The 20728-nt window shown below is 57.9% G+C and carries 21 protein-coding genes and 2 pseudogenes; 14 read left to right on the forward strand and 9 right to left on the reverse strand.

Annotation, left to right across the window (positions count from 1 at the left end; genetic code table 11):
* Positions 1–3 precede the first annotated feature (3 nt).
* From QK296_RS15995 to QK296_RS16005, 3 genes are all read left to right on the forward strand, one after another.
* On the forward strand, positions 4–783 hold the full coding sequence (locus QK296_RS15995) for a hypothetical protein (protein WP_137203734.1): 780 nt from the start codon (positions 4–6) through the stop codon (positions 781–783).
* Positions 784–789: 6 nt separating this feature from the next.
* A complete protein-coding gene (locus tag QK296_RS16000) occupies positions 790–1383 on the forward strand; it encodes a hypothetical protein (protein WP_282391081.1) in 594 nt (197 codons plus the stop codon).
* A 112-nt stretch (positions 1384–1495) separates the two neighbouring features.
* Positions 1496–1744, forward strand: a complete 249-nt coding sequence (locus QK296_RS16005; RefSeq protein ID WP_014718439.1) for a CsbD family protein — start codon at positions 1496–1498, stop codon at positions 1742–1744.
* Between the two features lie 72 nt (positions 1745–1816).
* Here QK296_RS16005 and QK296_RS16010 read toward each other — a convergent pair whose 3' ends face one another.
* On the reverse strand, positions 1817–3247 hold the full coding sequence (locus tag QK296_RS16010; protein WP_137203733.1) for an amino acid permease: 1431 nt from the start codon (positions 3245–3247) through the stop codon (positions 1817–1819).
* A 105-nt stretch (positions 3248–3352) separates the two neighbouring features.
* Entirely contained in the window at positions 3353–4387 is a 1035-nt protein-coding gene (locus QK296_RS16015; protein ID WP_069557530.1) for a histone deacetylase family protein, read from the reverse strand.
* 119 nt (positions 4388–4506) lie between these two features.
* On the opposite strand from QK296_RS16015, the gene QK296_RS16020 reads away from it, so the two are divergent.
* The 7 genes and pseudogenes from QK296_RS16020 to QK296_RS16050 all read left to right on the forward strand — a co-directional run bounded on the left by QK296_RS16020 (position 4507) and on the right by QK296_RS16050 (position 9447).
* The gene (locus QK296_RS16020) at positions 4507–5007 is read left to right on the forward strand and encodes an Lrp/AsnC family transcriptional regulator (protein WP_034135636.1); all 501 of its coding nucleotides are present in this window, start codon (positions 4507–4509) and stop codon (positions 5005–5007) included.
* A 258-nt stretch (positions 5008–5265) separates the two neighbouring features.
* On the forward strand, positions 5266–6633 hold the full coding sequence (locus QK296_RS16025) for an epoxide hydrolase family protein (protein WP_282391082.1): 1368 nt from the start codon (positions 5266–5268) through the stop codon (positions 6631–6633).
* Positions 6634–6695: 62 nt separating this feature from the next.
* Positions 6696–7769 (forward strand): alpha/beta hydrolase, encoded by a 1074-nt coding sequence (locus QK296_RS16030; RefSeq protein WP_282391083.1) that lies wholly within the window; start codon positions 6696–6698, stop codon positions 7767–7769.
* Positions 7770–7793: 24 nt separating this feature from the next.
* Positions 7794–8304 (forward strand): annotated as a pseudogene (locus QK296_RS16035) (cytochrome P460 family protein).
* A gap of 25 nt (positions 8305–8329) precedes the next feature.
* The gene (locus QK296_RS16040; protein WP_169856891.1) at positions 8330–9106 is read left to right on the forward strand and encodes an alpha/beta hydrolase; all 777 of its coding nucleotides are present in this window, start codon (positions 8330–8332) and stop codon (positions 9104–9106) included.
* Between the two features lie 12 nt (positions 9107–9118).
* Positions 9119–9196: pseudogene (locus tag QK296_RS16045) on the forward strand (creatininase family protein); the annotation flags it as partial.
* Between the two features lie 23 nt (positions 9197–9219).
* Positions 9220–9447, forward strand: a complete 228-nt coding sequence (locus QK296_RS16050; protein WP_309298520.1) for an aldehyde dehydrogenase family protein — start codon at positions 9220–9222, stop codon at positions 9445–9447.
* A 99-nt stretch (positions 9448–9546) separates the two neighbouring features.
* Here the strand turns inward: QK296_RS16050 and QK296_RS16055 are convergent, their stop codons facing one another.
* Complete coding sequence (locus QK296_RS16055; protein ID WP_282391084.1) at positions 9547–10758, reverse strand: cytochrome c biogenesis protein DipZ; 1212 nt, start codon at positions 10756–10758, stop codon at positions 9547–9549.
* 30 nt (positions 10759–10788) lie between these two features.
* Positions 10789–11049 (reverse strand): DUF2790 domain-containing protein, encoded by a 261-nt coding sequence (locus QK296_RS16060; RefSeq protein ID WP_014718446.1) that lies wholly within the window; start codon positions 11047–11049, stop codon positions 10789–10791.
* A gap of 304 nt (positions 11050–11353) precedes the next feature.
* Between QK296_RS16060 and QK296_RS16065 the strand changes: the two genes are divergently transcribed.
* Entirely contained in the window at positions 11354–12094 is a 741-nt protein-coding gene (locus QK296_RS16065; protein WP_014718447.1) for a response regulator, read from the forward strand.
* Positions 12091–13398: a HAMP domain-containing sensor histidine kinase gene (locus tag QK296_RS16070; RefSeq protein WP_282391085.1), complete on the forward strand. Its 1308-nt coding sequence runs from the start codon at positions 12091–12093 to the stop codon at positions 13396–13398. Before QK296_RS16065 ends, QK296_RS16070 begins: the two co-directional genes overlap by 4 nt.
* A 10-nt stretch (positions 13399–13408) precedes the next feature.
* On the opposite strand, the gene QK296_RS16075 is transcribed toward QK296_RS16070, so the two are convergent.
* Positions 13409–14701 carry a DUF2254 domain-containing protein gene (locus QK296_RS16075; RefSeq protein ID WP_169856896.1) on the reverse strand — a complete coding sequence of 431 codons (1293 nt, stop codon included), beginning with the start codon at positions 14699–14701 and terminating at the stop codon, positions 13409–13411.
* Positions 14702–15016: 315 nt separating this feature from the next.
* Positions 15017–15187 carry a hypothetical protein gene (locus tag QK296_RS16080; protein WP_282391086.1) on the reverse strand — a complete coding sequence of 57 codons (171 nt, stop codon included), beginning with the start codon at positions 15185–15187 and terminating at the stop codon, positions 15017–15019.
* A 20-nt stretch (positions 15188–15207) separates the two neighbouring features.
* Between QK296_RS16080 and QK296_RS16085 the strand changes: the two genes are divergently transcribed.
* Positions 15208–15399 carry a hypothetical protein gene (locus tag QK296_RS16085; RefSeq protein WP_094774862.1) on the forward strand — a complete coding sequence of 64 codons (192 nt, stop codon included), beginning with the start codon at positions 15208–15210 and terminating at the stop codon, positions 15397–15399.
* A 249-nt stretch (positions 15400–15648) separates the two neighbouring features.
* On the opposite strand, the gene QK296_RS16090 is transcribed toward QK296_RS16085, so the two are convergent.
* Positions 15649–17262 carry a methyl-accepting chemotaxis protein gene (locus QK296_RS16090; protein ID WP_282391087.1) on the reverse strand — a complete coding sequence of 538 codons (1614 nt, stop codon included), beginning with the start codon at positions 17260–17262 and terminating at the stop codon, positions 15649–15651.
* Positions 17263–17420: 158 nt separating this feature from the next.
* Here QK296_RS16090 and QK296_RS16095 point away from each other — a divergent pair, with 158 nt between their 5' ends.
* On the forward strand, positions 17421–18632 hold the full coding sequence (locus tag QK296_RS16095; protein WP_003191215.1) for a multidrug effflux MFS transporter: 1212 nt from the start codon (positions 17421–17423) through the stop codon (positions 18630–18632).
* Between the two features lie 96 nt (positions 18633–18728).
* On the opposite strand, the gene QK296_RS16100 is transcribed toward QK296_RS16095, so the two are convergent.
* Positions 18729–19643, reverse strand: coding sequence for a tyrosine-type recombinase/integrase (locus QK296_RS16100; protein ID WP_282391088.1), 915 nt, complete (start codon positions 19641–19643; stop codon positions 18729–18731).
* A gap of 108 nt (positions 19644–19751) precedes the next feature.
* Positions 19752–20567 (reverse strand): hypothetical protein, encoded by an 816-nt coding sequence (locus QK296_RS16105; RefSeq protein WP_169856898.1) that lies wholly within the window; start codon positions 20565–20567, stop codon positions 19752–19754.
* Positions 20568–20728: the final 161 nt, after the last annotated feature.

Raw genomic sequence — 20728 nt, forward strand, 5'->3', positions numbered from 1 at the left:
CCGTTGAACCAGCAAGATCAGGATGATGTTGGTCATCAGAACAAACGTCACCGAACGAAGAAACTCTATGAAAACGTCGTGATAGGAAACTTCCTGTACGGTCTCGGATTCGCCGTGCGGTCATGTCTAGACGCAAACACCTCGATCCCAAGCGTGGTCAACCTGCTACAGCAGACGCCTGCAGACAAAGAGCTGGCTGACGTACTGCTGAGTTTTCCAGGTGTCGTGCGCTTGATCGAATTCAAGATGAAGGGCGCCAGCCTAAAAAAAGAACGACTACGACATCGTTTACTACTGGCCGCCCTGGCAGGTGAAAATCAGGTATTGGTCGAAACGTCCAGAAGCCTGCACTGGTATGTGGAGGTGGGCGCCAATGACACCGACACGCCTCTGGTTTCGCGAGCCGTGCCTTATCTGGACGCCTTCGACGACGAACACTTGGCGTTGTCCGCGGGAAGCCTTGAACGACTCGTGGAGCAAACCGCGCGCGAAGCTGTTCGCGGCCTCGACCCGATGATGCGCGAGCGTTCACAGATATACCTGCGATTTTTACGCAATATTCAAGCTGACGACCCGGTGGGCGCAGGTGGTGTGCTTCTGGTCATGGGCGCAGGTGGAGCAATGCATTTTGTTCAGCTGCGAGACGTCTGTGATTTGAGTATGCCGCACAGGCAATGGCTGGAGCTGGAAATGAGCGGTCCGCAGCTGGAGCGATCTGTGCCTGCATTGGAGCGAAGCATGAAGCGTCCCAAACACCGCGACGGCCCCGAATATGGAAGGTAATGACCCATGGACGAACACGTGAACGAGAATGACCGGAGCCTGCGGGCCATGGCCGTCGCTGCCAAGGGCATCATGAGCGCAGCGGAAAATGACAGAAAAGCCGCTGAGCAGGCGATTGCGCGTCTTGGCTATCTGGAAAAACGTGTTGAGCAGAGCCTGCAACAGATTCCGACGATACTGGGCGCTTCAGCGGCGCAGATCGCAGATTCAGTGGCTTCAAAGGCGGCCGAGCACTTGATTGGCAAGTTCAAACAGGCCGATGCCGCGGCGCTTGATGCGGCGCAAAAGTACCAGGCCGCCAGTGACAGCCTTAAGCGTCGATTCTGGCTCAGCATCTTCGCCATTCATCTAGGTGTGGTATTGCCTCTGGCGTTGCTGTTTTTCTTTGCGGTCCCCAGCACCGATGAGATTGCGCAAAGGCAACGAGAGTTAGCGGTGCTTGAGCAAAACATAGAAGCGTTGAAACGCCAGGGTGGTGACGCTGCCATTATTGACTGCGAGGGACGCCCGTGCGTGCGCACGCGAGAGGTCCCGGGCGAAGATCCCTATCACGATGCCGCTATAGGCAAGAAGACTTATCGGTTGATCTGGACCAAGTGAGCTTCATCAACTTTGAACTAATCACTAAGCCTGTCCACCTAACGCTTTGCACGTTGCCTCAAGCCCGGGGTTTTCCTGGGTTACCCAATCACACACGAAGGTTTGGTTAATCATGAAGAGCGAACAGGTAGAAGGCGTTGTAGAAAAGGTTGCTGGCAAAGCGCAGAGCGCAGTCGGGAAGCTTTTTGGCGATTCGAAGTTGGAAGCCGAAGGCGCTGGACGCCAAGCTGCGGGTCAACTGACGCAAACCTATGGCGACGCACTGGACAGCGTTTCTACATTCGTCAAAGAGAAGCCGGTTGCTGCACTGGCAATCGGGGCTGTTGCTCTACTGGTGCTGAAAAGATTGCTTGGTCGCTGAACCTCAGCAAGATTTCCCTCGTACTCCTTGGAGTTCCGCGCCAGGAGGTACGAGGGCGGTAAGCCATAGCCCTTAAACCAAGCCTTCGCGTTTGTATTGATTTGCCGAACTGTCAGCAGGCTTGGGTTTTCTGGAACAGGTCAACTGGTAAGCAATTGCCAACCATATGAACCACCCCGGCATGACCATCAAGGCAATTCGGGTGTCGGGTCTCAACGCCAGCAGACAAAGAACAAAGCCCAGAAACGCCAAAGAGAACCAGGCCATCGGTGCGCCGCCAGGCATCTTGTAGGTCGATTTTGCATGCAGGTCAGGACGCCTGTTGCAATAGGCAATGTACGACGCGAGGATCGTCGACCAAGTGAAAATCACCAGAATTGCTGACACGGTAGAGACGATGGTGAAGGCGGTCATGACTTCTGGAACGATGAACAGCAACAACACGCCCAGCAGCATCAACAAGGTGGTGAACGCCAAACTCAGCAGAGGCACGCTGTTGCTCGACAGACGCCGGAAAATCCCCGGAGCGTTGTCCTGATTAGCCAGTCCGAACAGCATCCGGCTGGATGAAAATACGCCACTGTTGGCCGATGAGGCGGCGGATGTCAGCACCACAAAGTTGACAATACCGGCCGCTGCGGGGAACCCCGCAACCAGAAACAGCTCGACGAAGGGGCTCTTGTTGGGCGAAACCTGTTGCCAGGAAGTCACTGCAATAATGCAGGCCAGTGCCAGCACATAAAACAAGATGATTCTGAGCGGAATCGAGTTGATGGCTTTAGGCAAAGTCTTTTCGGGAGAGCGCGTTTCGGCGGCTGCGGTGCCGATCAGCTCGGTGCCCGCAAATGAGAAAATCGCCATCTGAAACCCGGCAAAGAAACCGAACAAGCCGTTGGGGAATGCGCCCTGTTTATCCAGCAAGTGGTTCAGGGACGCGGTGACGCCACTGGGTGAGACAAAGGAGCTGGCAATCAGCACCATGCTCACCCCAATCAGGGCAACGACGGCAATGATTTTGATGATCGCGAACCAGAACTCCACTTCACCGAAGAGCCTGACAGTCAGCACGTTCAAGGCGAACAGTGTTATCAGCATGCCGATGGCTGGTATCCAGGCGGGTACATCAGGGAACCAATACTGAAAAAATCCACCCACCACGACTGCATCACCTATCACTGCAACGCTCCAGCTTAGCCAATATGACCAGCCGAGAAAGAATGCTGCGCGTGGGCCAAGATAGGCACCGGCAAAATCAGCGAAGGTTTTGAAGCTCAAGTTGGAAAGTAACATTTCGCCCATGGCACGCATGACGAAGTAGACGAACAGACCGATGATCATATAGATGAGGATGATCGACGTGCCGGAGAGGGCGATGATCTTCCCGGAACCCATGAACAGACCTGTCCCGATAGCACCGCCCATGGCCATTAACTGAATGTGACGATTGCTGAGTGTGCGCTGCAGCGCGGGCTGTTCAACCCGCTCGGACGGAGTCGATTTCATTACAAAACCTCTTGATTTTATGTTTTTGAGTTTTGGCAGAAAAGTGGGAATCACATGACCTTGATAGAGAGGTAATGGCTACTGACGGTAGTGGTTTGCGGAGTTTCAGGCCCGCTTGCTCTCGTAACCATGCAGCACATTGACTGCATTGATCCCGATTTCATCGACCATGTAGCCACCCTCCATCACAAACAGGGCAGGGCAGCCCACGCCGGCTATCAGCTCGCCGATGCCGATAAAGTCTTCGCTTTCAAGCAAAAAGTGGCTGATGGGGTCGTCCTTGAAGGTGTCGACGCCCAGTGAAATAACCAGCACGTCAGGGGCAAATTGCTGGAGTTTCTTGCAGGCGTGGAGCAAGGCGTTGCGGTAGCTTTCCCAAGAGGTGTTCTTGGGCAGCGGATAGTTCAGGTTGTAACCTTCGCCGTGACCAGCGCCGACTTCGTGGCTGTAGCCTGAGTAGTACGGATAGGACACCGTCGGTTCGCCGTGCAGCGAGACAAACATGACGTCACTGCGCCCGTAGAAAATATTCTGGGTACCGTTGCCATGATGAAAGTCGACATCCAATACCGCGACACGCTTGGCGCCTCGGGTAATAGCCTGCTGTGCGGCAATGGCTGCGTTGTTCAGATAGCAATAGCCGCCCATGTATTCACGTGCTGCGTGATGGCCGGGTGGGCGGCATAGGGCAAAGGCACTGTCGTGACCTTCATCGATCAGCGCCAGTCCGGTCAGCGCGATATCGGCACTGGTTTTTACCGCTTGCCAGGTGGTGGCGGTAATGGGTGAGCCGGCATCCATGGCGTAAAAACCCAGCTTGCCGTCGATGAACGTCGGGACTTGCTCGTTGGCCAGATCACGCACTGGCCATACCAGCGGCAAGGCATCGTGGGTGCGCCCGGTTGCACACCATTCAGACCAGGCAGATTCCAGAAATGTTACGTAGCGCTCGCTGTGCGCGTTGACATAGCACGACCGATCAAATGCTCGCGGTTCGATGATCTGGCCAAGACCTACCTGTTTGACCCGATGGTGGACGGTATCGGCCCGACTGGGCTGTTCGAAGGACGGCTTGAGCACGCCGTCTTTCAATTCGGTGCCGTGGTGCAAACGGTGGGAATCACTGAAAACTGTAAACATTGTGCGCATCCGCTGATATGGGCCAGTGCAAATATTCTGTTCCGGCTCTGATGCGCTTTCTTTGCTTTGTTTTCGTGGTTTACTGGATTATTCGGGCATTTTTACTCAGGAATGACGTAATGCAGAAAAAAACATCCAAACGCATCAGTCTCGACGACACCGACCTGGCGATTCTCGCGTTGCTGCAGGAGGATGCGGGTATTTCCAACTCTGAGCTCAGTGAGCGCTTGTCATTAAGCCTGACACCTTGTTGGAGGCGGCGTAAGAGAATGGAGGAGGCGGGCGTGATTAAAGGCTACCAGGCGAACCTTGATCGACGAATGCTGGGGCTGGATATCATGGCGTTCGTGCACATCCGTTTTTCCACCCACGCCGACCACGCTCCCGATGCTTTTGAGGCAGTGATTGCTCAACTGCCTGAAGTGTTGGCCTGTCACAAGATCACCGGGGATGCCGATTACGTGCTGCAAGTGTTGGCAGAGGATCTTGATAGCTACAGTGACTTTATCGAGCAGGTGCTCAGGCGCCAGGTGGGTATTGCGTCCATCCAGTCCAGTCTGGCTTTACGCGAAATTAAGACCAGTAGCCGTATCGCGATACCCAAATCGATCAAGGCGTGAATGGGCAGGGGTTAGATCACGACGTGGAACCCTGTCTTTAGCAGCGATTGGCGCATTTGTATCGTTTTGTATCTGCGCTTTGGATAGATACACAGCGATTCCTTTAAGTCGGTTGATGACACATACGGGATACCAGCGGGGCTTTAAATGAACCCATCGAGAAGGCGCAAACCTTCTCCAATGGATGACTCATTTAACTCGCGGCTACCTCTGCGCGTTTCGCGACGTTGTCGACCAATGACTTATAGGAAATTCAAAATGCCTGTAGCTACGTTCGGTTTCACCTGGCGCCATTGTCTGGCTTCTTCCGTGAGAATGGGTGTTTTGGGGTTGGCCCTGATAGCCGGCAGCGGTGGTGCCTGGGCTGCTGGCCCGGCCGCCGATGCGTCAGTTGCCAGCTCGGCCTCGACCAGTCCCGAATCGATTAGACCTTATCGAATTCACGTCGATGAAGCGCAGTTGACCGATCTGAAAAAGCGCATTGCGGCGACCCGCTGGCCGGACAAAGAAACCGTCCATGACGTGTCCCAAGGCGTGCAGTTGGCCCAGGTCCAGGCGCTGGTGAAGTATTGGGGCAGCGGCTATGACTGGCGCAAGGCTGAAGCGAAGCTCAATGCGCTGCCTGAATTCATCACGTCTATCGACGGCGTCGATATTCAATTCATCCATGTTCGCTCGCCAAACCCCAACGCGATGCCGCTGCTTCTGACACACGGATGGCCTGGCTCACAGTTTGAGTTCCTGAAGACGATCGGCCCGCTGACGGATCCCGTTGCTTACGGCGGTAGGGTTGAAGATTCGTTCGACGTGATCATTCCATCGATTCCGGGCCACGGTTTTTCCGGTAAGCCAACTGAATTGGGCTGGGGGCCGGATCGAGTCGCGAAGGCTTGGGATGTGCTCATCAAGCGTCTGGGTTATACCCACTATGTTTCCCAGGGCGGAGATCACGGTTCGGTCATATCGGATGCATTGGGCCGCCTGAATCCGCCGGGGCTGTTGGGCATTCACTTGAACATGCCGGCCACCATCCCGCCCGAATTGGTCAAGCCGATCAATAGTGGTGACCCGGCCCCTGACGGGCTCACTGAGCCTGAACGCAAGGCGTTTGATTCCTTGAGCACCTTCTTCGGCCGCAATGCAGCATACGGCGCGATGATGGTGACGCGCCCGCAGACTATCGGTTACCTGCTGGCCGATTCGCCTACCGGAACTGCGGCGTGGATGTACGAAAAAATCGCCGCGTGGACGGACAGTGATGGTCAGCCTGAACGGGTATTGACCCGTGACGAGATGCTGGACGATATCAGCCTGTACTGGCTGACGAACGCAGGCGCATCGTCATCGCGTTTCTACTGGGAAAACAACAACAACAATTTCAGCGCTGCCGCGCAGAACACCGCAAGCATCAAGGTGCCGGTGGCGATCACGGTCTTCCCGCACGAGATCTATCAGGCGCCAAAAAGCTGGGCGCAACGCGCTTACCCATCACTTTCCTACTACAACCAGGTTAACAAGGGTGGCCACTTCGCTTCCTGGGAGCAACCTCAATTGTTCAGCGAAGAGTTGCGGGAGGCCTTCCGGCCGCTGCGCGCCAAGCTGAGCGCAACGAAGACAGCCCAGTAGCTCACACCCAATCCAGCCAACACACCGGGCCGCTATTCGGCGGCTCGCTACGGAGAAATACCATGGAGATGACCTTGCTGAACAATCAAAATAAATCCAGCCGCCTGCGGCATCTTGCCCCATCGCTGTTGGCAGCAGCGGTACTGCAATTCGCGGCGGTGGCTGTCGGTTTTTCCCAAGCCAGCGCGGCTGATGTGCCCGCGTCCACCATTGGGGCTATCACCCCGGGAGCTCACACCTCTCTCGGTGCTCTTAAGCATGTGAAAGCGGGGCTGCTGGACGTTTCTTACGCGGAACTCGGCCCAGCCGATGGCCCTGTGGTCATTTTGTTGCACGGCTGGCCCTACGATATCAACGCATACGCTGATGTCGCTCCTGCTTTGGCGGACAAGGGATATCGAGTGTTGATCCCTTCTGCGCGTGGTTATGGCGATACGCATTTTCTCTCGGCCAAGACAGTTCGCAATGGTCAGCCTGCTGCGCTGGCGACCGACCTGATCGACTTCATGGACGCGCTGAAGATCAAGACGGCGGTGCTGGGTGGGTTTGACTGGGGCGCCCGTACTGCAGATATCGTTGCCGCACTGTGGCCGGAAAGAGTGAAAGCCCTGGTCGCTGTGAGCGGTTACCTGATAGGCAGCCAAGAGGCGGGCAAGGTGCCATTGCCGCCAGCCGCCGAACTGCAGTGGTGGTACCAGTTCTACTTCGCGACCGAGCGTGGTCGCCTGGGCTACGAGAAAAACACCCATGACTTCGCCAAGCTCATCTGGAAGCTGGCGTCGCCACAGTGGAATTTCGACGCCGCCACTTATGAGCGCAGCGCGGCGTCCTTGCAAAACCCTGATCACGTGGCCGTGTCGATTTTCAACTATCGCTGGCGCCTGGGGTTGGTCAAGGGCGAGGCCAGATACGATGCGCTGGAGAAGAAACTCGCGGCATTTCCATCCATCAGCGTGCCCACCATCACCCTGGAAGGTGATGCGAACGGCGCACCGCATCCACCTGCCGAAGCGTACGCCAAGCGCTTCACTGGCAAGTATGAGTACCGATTGATCACCGGTGGTGTAGGCCACAACTTGCCGCAGGAAGCGCCGAAAGCCTTCGCCCAGGCGGTGATCGACGCCGATCATCTTTGAAAACCGGCTGAGAGGAGGGCGATGATGAAGCTGAAATTTCTGGCCGCGATGTCGGCTGCCATTGCAATCGCAGCGTTGACCGCTACCGGTGTCGCCTCGGGCGACGCCAGTAATGGCGACGCCTCACCGATCTATGGCGTGAAATTGCCGGAAAACTACCGCCTATGGCCGCTGATTGCGCCTGCGCAGGAAGCGCCCCCCCCTGAACGAACTGCGAGCCGTGCTGGGCAATGACTTGGCCATCAAGGCTTATCAGGATTCAACGCTGCCATTCCCCGACGGCACGGTGCTGGTAAAGCTGGCCTGGAAACATGTGCAGTCTCCGGAATTCGAGCCGGCGTCCATCCCAGGGCCGGCCACGACCGTGCAGGTAATGGTCAAGGACTCGCAAAGATATGCAGCAACCGGTGGCTGGGGATTCGGGCGGTTTATCAACGGTAAACCGGCCGATGAAGCCCAACACGCAACCTGCTTCGCCTGTCACCAGGCGCGAGTGCGCAATCACGACTTTGTCTTCACGCGCTTCGCTCCCTGATTTCCCGTCAAACCTGGAGTCAACAATGAAAAAAGTAGTAACCGCACTGGCCGTCGCCGTCAGCCTGAGCATGGCGACACACGCCTGGTCGCAAACTGAAAAACCCACGATTGTGCTCGTACATGGCGCCTTTGCCGATGCGTCGAGCTGGAATGGCGTGGTGACGATTCTCGAGAAGGACGGTTACCCGGTGGTTGCCGCTGCCAACCCATTGCGCGGTGTAAAGAGCGATGGTTCGGCAATCTCGGCATTGCTGACGAGCATTCATTCGCCGGTGGTGTTGGTCGGCCATTCCTATGGCGGCAACGTTATCAGTGATGCGGCCAACGATCATGCAAACGTCAAAGCCCTGGTTTACGTCAGTGCGTTTGCACCTGAGGCCGGGGAAACCGTCGCCGGGCTGGCCGGCAAATTCCCGGGCAGCACGCTGGGCCCAACGCTGGCTGCGCCTGTACCGCTGGCCGATGGGGGCAAGGACTTGTACATCCAGCAGGACAAGTTTCACAACCAGTTCGCCGCTGACGTCCCCGCGAAAGAGGCGGCATTGATGGCCGCCACCCAACGCCCGGTAACGGAAGCGGCGCTCAACGAAGCGTCCGGCAGCCCTGCCTGGAAGCATATTCCGTCCTGGTACATCTACGGCGACAAGGACAAGAACATTCCCCCGCAAGCCATGGCATTCATGGCCAAGCGCGCCGCTGCCAAAGCCGTGGAAGTGGTCAAGGGCGCTTCCCATGTGGTGATGGTTTCGAACCCGGAACCGGTTGCCCGCCTCATCGAAAAAGCCGCTACGGCGAAATGACACGCCAAAGGCGAAGCGGCGTTTCCAGCACTCTACGCCGAGGCGAGTTTTGCACGTCGCACGGCGGGTTTCGTTTTGAAGTTGTGCAACGCTGAAACGCGGGAGAGGGGGGTATTCGACGCGGCCAACGCCTGGGCATACCGGGCGTTGTGCTTATCGCGGGCAACCGGACCGTGCCCAACCTGGCGACCCAGCTGCAGGCCGGCTCGGTGTTGATCAACAGAATTTCGCCAGAGTTGCTGGCGCCGTTCGGCGGGGTAAAGCAGTCCGGTGTCGGCCGGGAGTTTGGAGTCTTTGGGCTGCAAGCATTTCTTGAGGCCAAAAGCATCGTGTCAGATTAGCCTGGGGTGGGCGGGAGAGTGTGGTCGCGCAACCCAGGCCGCAGCAGAAAAAGCTAATGGCCCACAGCGCGTTGCCTGTGGGCCATGGATTTTCAAGGGTTACGCGGCTGGAGCTTTCGCCTCCTGCAGCAGTTGCTGAATCATCTTTTCCTGCGTCTCGTAGCGTCCCTCTCCGAAGTGGGTGAAACGCACTTGCCCTTTGGCGTCGATCAGGTAGTGCGCGGGCCAGTACTGGTTATCGAAGTTGCGCCAGATCGCGTAGTTGTTATCGATGGCTACCGGGTAAGTGATGCCGAGCTTTTTCACCTGATCCCTGACATTGCTGATGATGCGTTCAAAACCGTATTCCGGGGTGTGGACGCCGATTACCACCAAGCCATCCTTCTCGTACCTCTGCGCCCAGTCCTTCACGTACGGCAGGGTGTGCTGGCAATTGATGCAGTCGTAAGTCCAGAAATCGACGAGCACCACTTTGCCTCTGAGCGATTCACTGGTCAGCGCGGGCGAATTGAGCCATTCCACCGCGCCGGACAGCGACGGCATCGGGCCTTGGGCGTTGTCGAGGGTGGGTTCAGCCTTGGCCTTGCTTACCAGGTACTCGACGACTTTGGGGACGCTTTGCAGCACGCCTTTTTCCAGCACGCTGACGCCTTCGGACGACGCCCCGGCCAACAGCGTCTTGTCGGCACCGGTAGAAATCGTCAGCGCTGCGGCCAGGACCGCAAAACCGGTGGCGCGCCGCAGCCAACCAGTAACCGGAATCGAGGCCTTCAGGCGATTGACTAAACCACGTCCGGCGAAAATCAGCGTACCCAACGACAGTGCACTGCCCAGGCCGTAGGCCACCAGCAGCAGGCTGGTTTGCGCATTGGCGCCTTGCAGCATGGCGCCGGTAAGGATCACCCCGAGGATAGGCCCGGCGCACGGCGCCCAGAGCAGGCCGGTGGCGACGCCGATCATCAGCGAACCCAGCGGCCCGGACATTTTGCGCGTCTGGGGGTCGAGGCGATTGCCCAGTAACACGAACGGCTTGGCCAGCCAGCCACTGATTCGCGCCGAGATCAGCGACAAGGCAAACAGCGCCATCACCACCAGTGCCACATGACGCCCGGTGTTGTTGGCCTGAATCACCCATTCACTGCTGACCACGGCCAGGCTGGAAATCAGCGCGAAGGTCAGGACCATGCCACCAAGGGTAAGCAGGATCGATGAGCGTGTGCGGTCGATACCCGCGAACAGAAATGGCACGACCGGCAGGATACAAGGGCTGAGGACGGTCAATAAGCCGCCCAGGAATGCGATGAGGAACATAAGGGTCTCCTGATGAAATGTGGGCCGGGCTCAGTTATCGCTGTGGCACTCGGCAAATTTGCGGTAGTTCAGGATCTCGGTCTTGCCCTGCGAATTCAGGTAGGTCAGTTGGGCATCGACAATGCCGCAGGCAGCCCCGGCATCCTGTGTCAATGCCACGACTTTCTGGATGTCCAGATGCGTGCCGTAGGTGTAGGTTTGCGGCGTGACGTCGGCTTCGGCGCGGGCCGAGAAGGTGCAGATATTCAGGGCGGCAAACAGGCAAGTGGCATAGAGGGTATTGGTGTTCATGGTCGTTTCCTCAAGGCTTCAAGGGTTGGGTCGTTCAGTTGAGCCGAGGCGCTTGGGTTGGCCTCGATGTGGCTCATTAGAAGCCCGCGAGGTATCTCGCCTGTGTCAAAAACAGGCGCAGATAAATCGGTTCGTATCAGGACCCCGTCCCGATACACAGCCATACAAAACCTAGGAAATTGTTGTTTTTGCCTCTGCATGTATCCTTTGCCAGAGCAGATACACTGCAATACAAACCGCCGCGGGCGAACGGGCTCAGCCTCTATAGACTGAGCCGCAATTCTCATTGACAGAGGCTTGGCCCATGGAACACGTTGATCACATCCTCATCGTGGACGATGACCGTGAGATTCGAGAGATGGTAGGCAACTACCTGAAGAAGAACGGCCTGCGCACGACCGTGGTTGCCGATGGCCGCCAGATGCGCTCGTTTCTCGAGGCCACGCCGGTAGACCTGATCGTGCTTGACATCATGATGCCCGGCGACGATGGCCTGGTGCTCTGCCGCGACATTCGCGCCGGCAAACACAAGGCCACGCCGGTGCTGATGCTGACCGCCCGCAACGACGAAACCGACCGCATCATCGGTTTGGAAATGGGCGCTGACGATTACCTGGTCAAGCCGTTCGCCGCCCGTGAATTGCTGGCGCGCATCAACGCTGTGCTGCGCCGTACGCGCATGCTGCCGCCCAACCTGGTCGTTACCGAAACCGGAAGGTGGCTGGGGTTCGGGCGCTGGCGCCTGGACACCTCCGCCCGCCACCTGCTTGATGAAGACGGCACCATGGTCGCCCTCAGCGGCGCTGAATATCGCCTGCTGCGGGTGTTCCTCGACCATCCGCAGCGGGTACTCAATCGCGACCAGTTGCTCAACCTGACCCAGGGCCGTGACGCCGACCTGTTCGACCGTTCCATTGATCTGCTGGTCAGCCGCCTGCGCCAACGCCTGCTTGACGATGCCCGCGAGCCGGCTTACATCAAAACCGTACGCAGCGAGGGGTATGTCTTCTCGCTGCCGGTGCAAGTGCTTGGAGCACCGGCATGAAGCCTTCGCTGCATTGGCCTCGTACCCTCATCTCGCGGCTGTCGCTGATCTTTCTGGTAGGGCTGACCCTGGCGCAGGCCTTGTCCTTCGGCGTGCAGTATTACGAGCGTTACGAAACCGCAAAAAACACCATGCTAGGTAACCTGGAAACCGATGTGTCGACGTCCATTGCCATCCTTGACCGCTTGCCCGCCGAGGAACGCATGAGTTGGTTGAAACAACTGGATCGACGCAATTACCGCTATTTGCTCGACGAAGGCTCGCCAGGCGTCGCTCTGCGTGACACGCCGATTGCAGTGACCTCGATCAAGGAGGCCATCGGCAAGGATTACCCGATGACCGTGACAGACATTCCCGGGCCTATCAAACATTTCCAGGTCCATCTGAAACTGGCCGACGGCAGCCCCGTGACCATCGACGTGCGCCCCTCGATGGTGCCGTTGTCGCCGTGGCTGCCGGTGGTTTTGCTGGGCCAGTTGGCCTTGATGATTCTATGCGCGTGGCTGGCTGTGCGTATTGCCATACGCCCGCTGACCCGCCTGGCCCAGGCCGTGGAAAACCTTGATCCCAACACTCACCCGGTGCATCTGGATGAACAAGGCCCGACCGAAGTCGCACACGCTGCCATCGCCTTCAATGCCATGCAGGCGCGCATTGCGACCTATCTGAAAGAACGCATGCAACTGCTGGCGGCGATTTCCCACGACCTGCAAACCCCGATCACGCGCATGAAGCTGCGTGCCGAATTGATGGACGACTGCGGTGACAAAGACAAATTGTGGAATGACCTCGGCGAGATGGAACACCTGGTGCGTGAAGGCGTTGCCTATGCCCGCAGTGTGCATGGCGCCACCGAGGAAAGCCGCCGTACCGATCTTGATTCATTCCTCGACAGCCTCGTGTTCGACTATCAGGACATGGGCAAGGACGTGCAGCTCAGCGGCAAAAGCAACGCAGTGATTCACACGCGGCCCCACGCGCTGCGCCGAGTGCTAGTAAACCTCACGGATAACGCGATCAAATTCGCCGGTGCAGCGCAGCTGCGGGTGGAGCCGAAGGAGGGCGACAGCCTCTCGGTGACCGTGATGGATCGTGGTCCCGGCATTGCCGAAGAGGAGCTGGCCCGTGTGATTGAGCCATTTTACCGCGTGGAAAATTCGCGCAACCGCAGCACCGGCGGCACGGGCCTGGGCCTGGCTATCGCCCAGCAACTGGCACAAGCCCTCGGCGGCACCCTGACCTTGAGAAATCGCGAAGGCGGCGGACTGTGCGCTGAACTGAGATTACCGACGCGCTTATCGTAGGAGGCGCGAATCATGCAGGAGTGGGCCAGTGCAGCAGCGGTCGCGCCGCTACGCTGAGCTTTTGCCGGTCCTCTTCGAGTACAAGCGCAGTGTTTACGTGCTTGAGCAGCCGTTCTGCGTGCCGGGTACAGGCTCCCCTGAACATCGCCGGGTTTATCTGTGCCAGGCTTACAAGGGCCTTCATCATGCGCAGGTCGACTTCCACTAGACCCGCGCCATCTCTGGCAATCGGTGCGAAGAAGTCATCGAACAGGTCATCTACTGTTAAGCCGCGCAGGTAAACGTGCTGGCAATCAGCGTCGGTTTTCGCGGTGGGTTCTTTGGGTGTACCCCAGCATGTCAAGCTTCTGACGCCGCGCCCAATCACGTCAATGGCGGTGCCGGGGTCATTGACGGCCGGCGACAAGGCACGGGAGGCGATCTCTGACAACACTGACAAGCCGAACCGGGGGTCGTGTTCGAACGTTCGACGCGCTCCCATAGCCAGGGTCGCGGTGATTTTTTCGTTGCTCGACGCCAGTTCCTCACCGCGTGCGTTGCTCAAGCTGACGGTTCTTGCGAGCGGCATGCCTACATGCACGAAGCTTCCCGGCAGTACATCCATAAATATCTGTATCTCATCTGCTTTGGCGATCGCGCCTAACGCCTGAACATCTATGTGCTGGACGTACCCCGTGTGCTGGCTTGTGATGATCAGCGCCGAACTGGGAATCACTGACTCGCAAGGGTAGGGGGATGCTCCCAAATGCGGCCATTGGACTCGATGGTTAATGGCATCAATGGCTGCCTGCTCGACACGGTCAATGGTTTCTCCCACCCGCCCAAGCTTGGACAAATGATCGATCCAGCGCAGCAGCGTGTAGACAATCAGAATGACCACGGCGATGGTTACCGCAAATAGCAAAACCCTCCCTTGTGTACCGTAGGCGCCGGTACTCAAAGCAATGATCCCAACCAGGCTGAACAGAAATGAGCCGATAAAGGTGGCCAGGGCATTTTGTGTCGTGGTGTCTTCCATCACCAGGGTCGTGGCACGGGGCGTCACGCCGCTGCTCGCCGCACCGTAGGCGCTGACCATGGTGCTTAACGAAAAGGTCGTGACCGCGAGCATGCTTGAGGCAATGATGCCCAATATCTTATCGACGGCGTCGGCACCGATGCGGGCGGGCAACGACTCGGGAATGTAGTCCTTGAAGACAACGGCGAGTAACGCGGTCGCAATACCCAGCAAGGAAAACAGACTCGCCCTGAACCATAGCCGTTTGGTCAATTGGTGTAGCACCCAGCGCCAGCGTGCGAGCATTTTTTATACCTTCTGCAAATAACACGACGGAACGCACCGCAAGGATTCAGGGAAACGAAGGCGGTAAGTTGATTATCCTTATGGAGTCTTTGGTCTGGCCAAGGGTTCATCCAGCGTCTTTGGTTGCCGCACACGGAATGACTCGCTTGACCCATTTACTGATCGACATGCCTTTCTGACACAACATATGATTTAACATAATATACATTATGCGTATCGTCCAATACGGAGCTGAGGGGTTCTGGAGGCTGCTTTTCACCAGGTGATCAGCGTTAAGGTGTTGCTACTAGCAACACATGTTCAGGACGATGACTCCTAGGCTTGGCCATCTGTCTCGATACGAATCTTGGCGCGTGCAACAACGGCCATCGCTTCGGCAATGAAAGCCGCGTCACCGGTGTCGTGTGCATCAGCCAAAAATACAGCTATGGCCTCTGAATCAACCAGCGCGTCTGCTGGGTCATAATCATAAAGTGGCTCTGTCATCTGATCACCTGGAGAAAATAATGAACCCGAAGCCCAAGGCTAAAAATACGAGCTGGAAAGTCAAATGCCAGGATGCAGCTGATAGCACTGGCGATTTGACCATACCGCTGACTGACGATCTCCTGTCGGCCATCAAGTTGGCCAGCGGCGACACACTCGACATGGAAGTAAAACCTAACGGCACGATAATGCTGACTCCAGTTCGTGCGTAGGATCAATTGAGCCATCCACCGGCTTGATGGTTGCAGCCCATAAACGACGTGACTTGTTACCGATTACACGTGATTTCACGGGGTGCTAATTTCTAATCGTTGAGAGATAGCGTTCAAATTTGGAAGATAACGAGCAAGGATGAGCTACCCCTAGTTCATCTGTTGAGCTACCCTCCTCTTTTTTTAATAGCCTTTAAGCATAACTATACTAAATGACTATTTAGTATAGTTATATCTGAGTGTCATCCATCAAAGCCTAAACCGATCCACCGACTGCGAAAGCTTCCCCGCCAAACTCGACAATTCATCCGTCGTCGACGCCGTCTCGCCAATCACCCGACTGTTACTTTCCGACATCCCCGCAATCCTCTCCACCTGATGAGCAATCTCATTACTGGCCAGGCTCTGTTCACTAATAGTGCGGGAAATATCGTTGACCAACTCAGTGGTACTCAGCGTAGCCTGGAGAATCTCGCGAATGGCGCGTTCCACTTCGGCAGTCACTGCCATGCCCTTGTCCACTTGAGCAACGCCCTCCTCCATGCTGATCACCGCTGCTCGGGTGTTCTGCTGGATGCTCCCAACCATGCTGGCGATTTCCTGGGTGGAGGCGCTGGTGCGTCCGGCCAGGCTGCGCACTTCGTCGGCCACGACTGCAAAGCCGCGCCCTTGTTCACCGGCGCGGGCGGCTTCGATGGCGGCGTTCAGGGCCAGCAGGTTGGTCTGGTCGGCAATCCCCTTGATCACCTGGATAATGCTGTAGATCGCTTCGGACTCCTTGTCCAGTGTGCGGATCACTTGGGCTGACTGTTGGGCAGAACGGGCGATGCCGTCCATGTCGCTGACCACTTGGTGGATGACCCGGCCACCGTCCTTGGCCAGGGTTTCAGCCTGGCTGGCCATGTCCAGGGCACGTTGGGCGTGACGGGTGATTTCTTCGATGCTGGCGGTCATTTCGCTCGCGGCGGCGGCCATGGTGCTGGCGGCGACGCTTTGTTGCTGGCTGCTGCCTGCCACTTCATGGCAACCCTGGCTGAGGCGCTCGCTCATGCCATTGACGCCATGGGCGTTGCTGCGAACCACTTCGATCATGCCGCGCAAATCCCGCTGCATCGTCGCCAGGCTGCGAATCAGTGCACTGGCTTCGTCCTGGTTCTTGGGTTCGGCAATCGGCTCGCTCAGGTTGCCATGGGCAATGCTCTGGGCAATATGGCTGGCGGTGCGCAAAGGCCCCATGATGCTCAGGGTCACCCAACGTCCTTGTGCCAGCAGCAACAGCAGGCTCGCGCCCAATACGATAATCAAGGTCCAGTTGGCGTTACTGATGGTTTGCCGGGTACCGGTGCTGGTGAGTTGGGTATTGTTTTCGATCAGTTCGCTCAACCCCGCCATTTGTTCTTCCAACTGGCTGAACGCGGCATTGAAGGTCTGCAGTTCCCCTCGTGCGGCCTCGGGGTTGTCCAGGGCAAGAGCGACGATGCGCTCGCCGGCACTGATGTAAGTGTCCAGGCTGGGTTTGATTTTTTCCAGGCTGGCCTTGATCGAGGCGTCCAGCGGCAGCTTGAGATTGTCCGCCAGCACCTCGCGAAAGTGCTCGGCATGCTCCTTGATCGAGCTGTTGACCTCGGCCGGCGTACTGGTGCTTTTGCCCAGCCCGACCAACATGGCCGACAGCACATCGGCACGCAGGGCGTCGTGCATCATGTCGGCTTCCATGTGGTTGCGCAGTACCGTCATGCTGACGTCGTTGTCCTGTACCGCATCGGCCATCCGCGTATTACCCAGGTAGCCGGCCAGGCTCATGATCAAGGCGGTGAGCAACCCGGTCGCAATCAACAGCACCAAGCGTAATTTGATCGTCATAGTGATATCCCTGTGCCAGGACCGCCGGTTGGGAGCCCAACCGTTTCAGTGTCGCTGCTAGCTGTATCGGCAGCTGGTGCTTGTTAGTGAAGCCTAAGTTTGCGGATCTGCGCGGTTCCCTTAAGCTGACCGTCCGTTGCTCTACCTGGACCTGCCAAATGCCTCAACGTATCGCCCGTCTCGCCCTGTTGCTGGGCTTGATCACCGCTGTCGGCCCGTTTGCCATCGACATCTATCTGCCAGCGTTGCCCACCCTGGGCGCCAGCCTCCAGGCCACGCCGGCGGCGGTGCAGATGAGTTTGACGGTATTCTTTATGATTATCGGTGTGTGCCAGTTGTTCTACGGCCCCCTCAGCGATGTGTTCGGGCGTAAACCACCGATTTATGCGGGTTTGGTGATTTTTGCCATTGGCAGTGTTGGCTGCGCGCTGGCACCGACCATCGAAGTGTTGATCGGCTTTCGTGCGGTGCAGGCGTTCGGTGCCTGTGCGGGGATGGTGATTCCACGGGCGATTGTCCGCGACCTGTACACCGGCCATGAAGCGGCGCGCCTGATGGCGTTGTTGATGCTGGTGATGAGTGTTTCACCGATCCTCGCGCCTTTGGCCGGTAGCCTGGTGATTTCGATCTGGAGCTGGCGCGAAGTGTTTGCCGTGTTGGCGGTGGTGGCCGTGCTGTGTCTGCTGATGACCGCCGTACAACTGCCAGAAACCCACCCGGCCGAGCGCCGCCTGGGCAAGACATTGGGCCAGGCGTTCGGCAGTTATGGCGCCCTCCTCCGCGACCCGGTCTTTACGGGTTTGTCGGTGGTGTGCGGGTTTGGCCTGGCCACTTTCTTCGTGTTCATCGGCAGCGCGCCCTTCGTGTACATCGAATTTTTTGGCCTGACACCGACCCAGTTCAGCCTGTGCTTTGCGCTCAACGCGGCTTCGTTTTTTGCCATGAGCCAATTGACCGCCCGCCTCAGCGCCCGCTTTGGCCTGGCGCCGCTGATTCGCTGGTCGGTGGTGGGCGTGGCGGCGGTCATGAGCTTGCTGGCGGCTACTACGCTGTGGGGTGACAGCCTGGGCTTGATGATGGGGCTGTTGTTTATCGGTTTTGGCTTTCTTGGCCTGCTATTGCCGGCAGCCGGGGTACTGTCGCTGGAGGATCATGGTGCGGTGGCGGGTTCTGCGTCTGCACTGCTGGGTGCGATCCAGATGGTCACGGCGGCTGTGGCGATGACCTTGGTGGGGATCTTTGCCGACCATACACCGGCGCCGATGTTGATCGGCATTGCGCTGTGTGCGCTTGCCGCGATGCTGACCACCTTGTGGACGTTGCGGCGCTTGCCGGCGCACCTGGTTTCAAGCGTCCCGCCTTCCTCCTGAGCAGAGGAGCAGGCAGATTCAACATTCTGGTTGCCTGTGAGGCCCTCTTCGCAGGCAAGCCAGCTCCCACATTTGAATCGTGGTGTATCCACAAGCCTACAAATCAAATCGATCCACCGCCCGCCGCCGCTCATTGTCGTCGCGCACGTCATAGCTGGCAGTGGTCTGGATGTTGGTGTGATGCGCCAGCTTCTGCGCAATCGACAAATCATGCTCCTCGATCACCCGCGTGATAAACGAACGACGGAAATCATGGGGCATGATCTTGACCCCCACCTGATCACCACGCTGGCGCGCGATGTAGTAAATCGCATGCTTGGTGATGCGTTCCCGGGTGATATGGCTGCCTCGCCGGATACGGTTGAACAGGAAGCTGTCGTCCTGCTCACCTTCCTTGAGCTGCTCGCGACGAAACGCCAGCCAGGCCTGAAGTTTGGCAAACGCCCAGTCCGGCGCGTACTTGACCAACTCTTTGTTGCCCTTGCCGATCACGCGCAAGCTGCGCTCGTCAAAGTTGATCTGCGCCAGGTCCAGGTTGACCGACTCCGACTTGCGCATGCCCGAGCCATATAACAGGCCGATCACTGCGGCATCCCGCAGGCCCTGGGGCCGAGGGTCGGCGGCGCAGACGTCGAGCATCTCGCGGATCAAGGTGCGGCGCAGGTTGCGGCCCTGGCCCAGGCGCGTGCCGGGTGTGGCCTTGACCGAGCGCATCTTCAACAGGTGGTCCTGGCTGATCAAGCTCATGCGCCACGCCTCGTTCATCACCCCGCGCACCGCATTCACATACAGCGACGAGGTGTTCGGCGCAAAGCCGTCCTCACGCAAGGCAGCGACCAGCGCAATAACGTGTTCGGGCTGCAGCAGGTGCCAGTCAATCTCTTCGAGGTTGTGTTCTTCGAAACCCAGGCGGTCGGCGGCATCCTGTAGCACGTAGCGCATGGTCAGTTGGCTGGAAGGCGCCAGGCGGGTGAGGTAAAGGGTCAGTGGGTTGCAAATGGACTCGGTCAAGGTAGATCAGCCTTTGGATTAAATACACCGAGCAACTATTTGATTAGTCGATGTATTTAGTGGATTGGCGAAGGCCGAGTCTAACCCAGGACCGGCCCTGGCACAAAATCACGGGGCGGTGTCGTCCTCCTCGCTGGCGGCCTGGGGTTGGGCCTGGGACTGGCTCCAGTCGGCGTCCTGTTGTTGCATCAGCGCGAACCACTGCTGGCGCATAAAGGCGAGGTAACTGTCCGGCGCCTTGGCAAAGTCCTTCTCGTCGCCATAGCAGCCCGGCAGTGGCAGTTCGGTGCCCTGCTCCTTGTATTGGCTGACCAAGGCTTGCTGCGCCGCGACACTGCAGTCAGTCGGCAGTGGCATACCGCGCAAGGCGCCGGCGTCCTCATCCCACCAACTGGCGCCCACGCGGTCGAGGCCGCGCAGACGATACTTCTCGGACTTGCCAACATGCATGATCAGCTTGAATTCGTTGGGGCTGACGTCACTGGTGCAGGCCCGCGAATAACCGACCGTGGCCTGGGTGTTGCCGTCGCCCAGCAGGTCGGTGACCTTGGTGGCAGCCCGGTCAAAGCGCAGCCCGGCGTCGAATTCGCAGTGCTGCACATCGTCGTACAGCATCCACACGCGCTTGGGGCGCTCGCCTCCCAGCACGTATTGCGCCGCGTAGACAAAGGCCGACTGGGTACCATCGTCATCGCGCTCACCCACTTGCTCGGCGAGTACCAACAGGTTTTTGCCCTGGCGGTCATCCCAGGTATAAGCGGCGACCTGCTTGCCGCGCACTTCCACCCCGTCCGGCACCTGGTCCAGTGGGGTCAGCGCGACGCCCTGATCAGCCCGCACGCTGGTGACACAGGCCACCGTCATCAACAATCCCATCAGCGCTGGCCGCAACTGGCCGCGTAAAAAAAGCTGCACGCTATTCATCCGAGTACCCTGGCAAGAGAGGGCTTACTTTACCGGCACTTGAGCGCCAATGCAGAGAAGATTGTTGAAGGGCAAACATTGGGCTAATCGCCTCGCTCAGATTGAACCAAGCGTCTTGCACGAAGCTCCGATATCGCCCTGTGAGGCCTACATGTAACGCC

This window comes from Pseudomonas sp. AL10 (assembly GCF_029960685.1).
GTDB lineage: Bacteria > Pseudomonadota > Gammaproteobacteria > Pseudomonadales > Pseudomonadaceae > Aquipseudomonas > Aquipseudomonas lactis.